We start from the raw sequence: 4,438 nt of genomic DNA, 5'->3' as shown, positions 1-4,438 counted from the left end.
TCTCCCGGCGCCCGGGCGCCGGGCCCCCGCGCCGGGCCGGGCGTCCGGCCGGCGTCCGGCGCGTGGCGGCCGGGTGAACCGGGGACGCGGACGAACGGGCAGGTCGTCGCGGGCACCATCCGCACCGCCCGCCCGTTGTCCAGATGCTCGACCTGATCTATGAGGAGAGATGACGGCATGGCCCTGTGGGACCGTTTCAAGGAATCCGCCGCGACGATGCAGACGCAGCTGACGGCGAAGAAGAACGACCTGAAGAGTGGGGCGTTCCGTGACGCGAGCATGGCGATGTGCGCCCTGGTGGCCGCGGCCGACGGCTCCGTCGACCCCTCGGAGCGCAGCCGGGTGGCCTCGCTGATCACGGCCAACGAGGTGCTGCAGAACTTCCCGGCCGCCGATCTCCAGCGCCGGTTCGACGAGAACATCGGCAAGCTCCAGGCCGACTTCGACTTCGGCAAGGTGGGCGTGCTGCAGGAGATCGCCAAGGCGAAGAAGAAGCCGGCCGAGGCGCGGGCCGTGATCCAGATCGGCATCGTGATCGGCGGCGCGGACGGCGACTTCGACAAGTCCGAGCAGGCCGTGGTGCGCGAGGCGTGCTACGCGCTGGGGCTGCCCCCGCACGAGTTCGACCTCTGACGCGGCCGCCCCGGGCGGGACACGTTCGGCCCGGGGCGGGGCGGGGCGAGGCCGGCGCGCGGTCGGTCCCTGCGCGGCCCGCCGGTGGCGCGGTCCGTCGGTGCGCCGTCCTGCCCGCCCTGAGGACCTGCCGCGGGTGACGTGCTGCCCGGTTCGTACCGTTTCCGGTGGCGCGCGGCCCCTCGTACCACCGCTGGCATACCCTCGTACGGTTGTCCGTCCGTTCCCGGCGACCTGTGAGGGAGGTCCTCCGTGCGTGCCCTGGCCTATGCCCTGTTCGATCCGGCAGCGGGACAAGGCGGCCGCCAGTTCGCCGAGCTGGCGCTGGCGCTGCTGCTGTCGACGCTGATCGGAGCGGAGCGCGCCCGTCAGCAGAAGAGCGCGGGACTGCGCACGCACACGCTGGTCGGCGTCGGCAGCGCGCTGTTCATGGAGGTGTCGCAGCACGGCTTCAACGCGGTGGTCGGGCTGGCGAACGTCTCGTTCGACCCGTCGCGGGTGGCGGCGCAGATCGTCTCCGGCATCGGCTTCATCGGCGGCGGGCTGATCTTCGTCCGCCGGGACGCGGTGCGGGGTCTGACGACTGCGGCCACCGTCTGGCTGACCTGTGCGGTGGGCATGGCGTGCGGCGGTGGACTGCCGCTGCTGGCCATAGGGGTGACGGGCGTGCACTTCCTGGTGGTGCAGGGCTACCCCCTCGCGACCCGCCGGGTTCCGGCGCTGTCGACGCCCGAGATCACCCGGCTGCACCTGGCGTACCGCATCGGCACGGGCGTGCTGACGCGCGTTCTGGAGTTCACCGCCGCCCGGGGGTTCCAGGTCGTGCAGGTACGCGTGGACCGCGCGGCGCCCGGCCCCGACGAGGAGGGCGCGCCGCCGCGGGGCGCGGAGGCCGGCACGGCGCTCGTCTACGTGGACGTCGAGGGCAGCGGCAGCGTGCCGGACCTCGTGGCGGAGATGTCGGAGTTCGAGGAGCTGCTGAGCGTCTCGTCCCTGCGGGGCCCCGACGACGGCGGCGACTGACGGCGCCGCGCGGCTGGAGCGCCCGTCCGGCGGGCGGCCGCGCCGCCGCCCCGCACGCGAGCGCTCCCGGCGGGCCGGTTCACCCGGCGCGCAGCCGGGCCGCCAGGTCCTCGATCCTGGTGTGCCAGGCGGCGAGCGCGGCCTGCGTGTCGAACGGCTCCGGACCCGACTGGGTCAGCACGAGCCGCGCGCCGTACCCCGTGCCCTCGCCCAGTTCCCACGTGACCCTGCCGTCGTCGGCCCACTCGTAGCTGAGGAGGTGCGGCGGGCGCACCTCGACGACGTGGCCCGCCGGCACGTCGCCGTCCGTGAAGCCGACCGGCACGGGCAGCCCCGGCACGGGCTCGATGCCGTCCGCCAGCACCTCCCAGACCCGCTCGGCCACGCCGACGAGCTGGCGCTCGAAGCGCACGGTCAGCACCTCGCCCTCGGCCGTCACCGTGCCCCGGTCCAGGCCGAAGAGGCGGAGATACGCGTCGTGGCCCTCGCCGTCGTCGCGGTGCCGCTCCACGGGCCCGCCGGCGAGCACGCTGCCGAGCGCCTCCAGGCACAGGTCCCATCCGGCCGCGAAACTCGGCGCGCCCGCCCGGTCGTCGAAGGTGTGCTCCAGGGTGAGGGCGCACCCGCCGGCGTCGGGCACGAGCGTCCACGCCAGGTGGTCGGTGCCCCAGTCGAATGCGAGGAGCTGTTCCGGCCTGACATCGGTGACGCTTCCGGCGGCCACCGGGGCCCCGCCGACGGGCGCGCCGAAGGTGATCGCGGCGCCGGGGCGCGGATCCAGCTCGACCTGGAAGGGGAACCACTGGGACAGGATCGGCGCCTCGGTGAGCGCCGCCCATGCCGCCGCCTGCCGCTGCGGGAAGCGCCGGACCATGGTCAGGACGTTGCGCCCGCCCGCGACCGTGAGGGCATCCGCGTTCCGGTGTGCGTTCATGGCCGCTCATCCTGCCAGGGTTGCCCGCGGTTTCGGCCAGAAGACGGCGCCAGGGCCCGTTCGAAACTGGCTGGAATCATGTCGTGACAGCGCGTCAACACCGGTCACATAATGGCATGGCCACGACGGGGCGATCACACTCGTCTCTGCTCTCCAGGACAGCCCCCACGGCCACCCCCCTGACGGACGGCGCAAGGAGAGCGGCCGTGCACGACGAATTCCTGTGCCATGTCACCGCCTACGGTGTGTGCGGCGGGCAGCGCGTCGGTGTTCCGCTCGGCACCTACCGCGCGCCCACCCTGGCCCTGGCCCTGTGGTGGCTGCGCGACCGTGCGACCTGGATCGCGGAGCGGCTGGACCCCACCCCGGACGGCGGCGCCATCCCCGTGCACGCGCTCGCGCCGGTCGGCGCGGACGTCCCGGACGTCCCGGGCACGCTGCGGGCCTGGCGGGACGACACGGAGCACCAGGAGATGATCGCCGAGCACCTGGCGCACGGCCGGCTGATCCGGGTGGCGACGCACGACGACACCACCGAGTACGAGCTGCTCGCCGAGTCCGTGGACGCGCTGCGCATGGAGCGCACGGCGCCGGTGCCGCTGGTGTCGGCGGTGCCCCGGGCGCAGGAGCGCTTCCCGGTGCTCGCGGGCAGCGTGCCGGAGCCGTTCGGCGACACGGGGTGGCGGCGCCGCCTGGGCGCGTAGAACGGGCTCCGGACACACCGCGCCGGGGGGTGCCGCCCCTGGCGGCCGCCCTGCCCCCGCAGGTGCGGGGCTTCACGGCCGCCCGGTGGCGCAGGTGCGGGGCTTCACGGCCGCCCGCCCCTCGGCCCCGTGCGGGACGCCCACCGACCGATGAGTCCCGGGCCCCGGCCCGGTCCACCCTCCGACGGCACGACGACGAGAGGGGCATCCCATGTTGGGCGGATCCAAGGCGTTCAGCGGCTTCGCGGTGGACGACATCGACGCGGCACGCCGCTTCTACGAGGACACCCTGGGCGTCGAGGTGTCGGAGAACCACGGCATGCTCACCCTGGAGCTCGCCGGCGGCACGCACGTCCTCGTCTATCCGAAGGAGCGGCACACCCCCGCGGCCTTCACCGTCCTGAACTTCCCGGTGGACGACATCGACGCGGCGGTGGACGAGCTGGTGCGCCGGGGCGTGCGGATCGAGCGGTACGAGGGCATGCCGGCCGACGAGCGCGGTGTGATGCGGGAGGCGGGCCCGTACATCGCCTGGTTCAAGGATCCCGCGGGCAACGTGCTGTCGGTGCTGCAGGACCGGCCCGCCTGAACGCGTCCCGGCCGCGCCGGGCGTTGCTCCGTACGGACGCCGGTGCTCCGCGTTCCGCACGTGATCGGGGCGCCGGGCGCGGGTAGACGCCACACTGATGCCACGCAGGCAGGCAGGGTCAGAGAGGCGGTTGACGATGTTCGAGCCAGAGGACATCCGGGAGTGGCGCGACCACGACGTGGTCGACGTCGGCAGGAAGAAGATCGGATCACTGGAGGCCGTCTACGTCGACACCGCGACGGACCTGCCGTCGTTCGCGACGGTGACGGTGGGCCTGCCGACCAAGCGGCGGCTGGTGTTCGTGCCCCTGGAGAACGCGACCGTGGGCCCCGGCTACCTGAAGGTCACGGTGGACCGCAAGCTCGTCAAGGAGGCCCCGTCCATCGACACCGACGGGGAGCTGCCGGCCGAGGACGAGCCGAAGGTGTTCGCGCACTACGGCATGCCCTACAAGACGGGCACGGGCGGCGAGCGGCGGCTCGGGCGGCGGTAGCCCTCCCGGCGCTGCGGCCGCCGGACCGCGTCCCCCGCGGGCGCGGGCCGGCCCTCGCGGGG

General features: G+C 74.0%; 5 protein-coding genes and 1 pseudogene. 5 read left to right on the top strand and 1 reads right to left on the bottom strand.

The features are described from left to right. The first annotated feature begins 177 nt into the window (after positions 1–177). A complete protein-coding gene (locus L1885_RS24320) occupies positions 178–633 on the top strand; it encodes a tellurite resistance TerB family protein (protein WP_235799308.1) in 456 nt (151 codons plus the stop codon). A 252-nt stretch (positions 634–885) separates the two neighbouring features. Further along, positions 886–1,656, top strand: coding sequence for an MgtC/SapB family protein (locus L1885_RS24315; protein WP_235799307.1), 771 nt, complete (start codon positions 886–888; stop codon positions 1,654–1,656). A 79-nt stretch (positions 1,657–1,735) separates the two neighbouring features. Here L1885_RS24315 and L1885_RS24310 read toward each other — a convergent pair whose 3' ends face one another. Then, a complete protein-coding gene (locus L1885_RS24310; protein ID WP_235799306.1) occupies positions 1,736–2,590 on the bottom strand; it encodes an SRPBCC domain-containing protein in 855 nt (284 codons plus the stop codon). Between the two features lie 206 nt (positions 2,591–2,796). Here L1885_RS24310 and L1885_RS24305 point away from each other — a divergent pair. The 3 genes and pseudogenes from L1885_RS24305 to L1885_RS24295 all read left to right on the top strand — a co-directional run. Continuing rightward, positions 2,797–3,195, top strand: a pseudogene (locus L1885_RS24305) (hypothetical protein); the annotation flags it as partial. Between the two features lie 310 nt (positions 3,196–3,505). Beyond that, the gene (locus tag L1885_RS24300) at positions 3,506–3,883 is read left to right on the top strand and encodes a VOC family protein (RefSeq protein WP_235799305.1); all 378 of its coding nucleotides are present in this window, start codon (positions 3,506–3,508) and stop codon (positions 3,881–3,883) included. A gap of 136 nt (positions 3,884–4,019) precedes the next feature. Beyond that, positions 4,020–4,376 (top strand): PRC-barrel domain-containing protein, encoded by a 357-nt coding sequence (locus L1885_RS24295; RefSeq protein WP_235799304.1) that lies wholly within the window; start codon positions 4,020–4,022, stop codon positions 4,374–4,376. Positions 4,377–4,438: the final 62 nt, after the last annotated feature.

Origin of the sequence: Streptomyces fuscigenes, from assembly GCF_021556455.1 — a bacterium.
In the GTDB taxonomy this organism is placed as follows: domain Bacteria; phylum Actinomycetota; class Actinomycetes; order Streptomycetales; family Streptomycetaceae; genus Streptomyces; species Streptomyces fuscigenes.
Note: the sequence above shows the minus strand (reverse complement) of the source record. Positions and strands in the feature narration are given on the sequence as shown.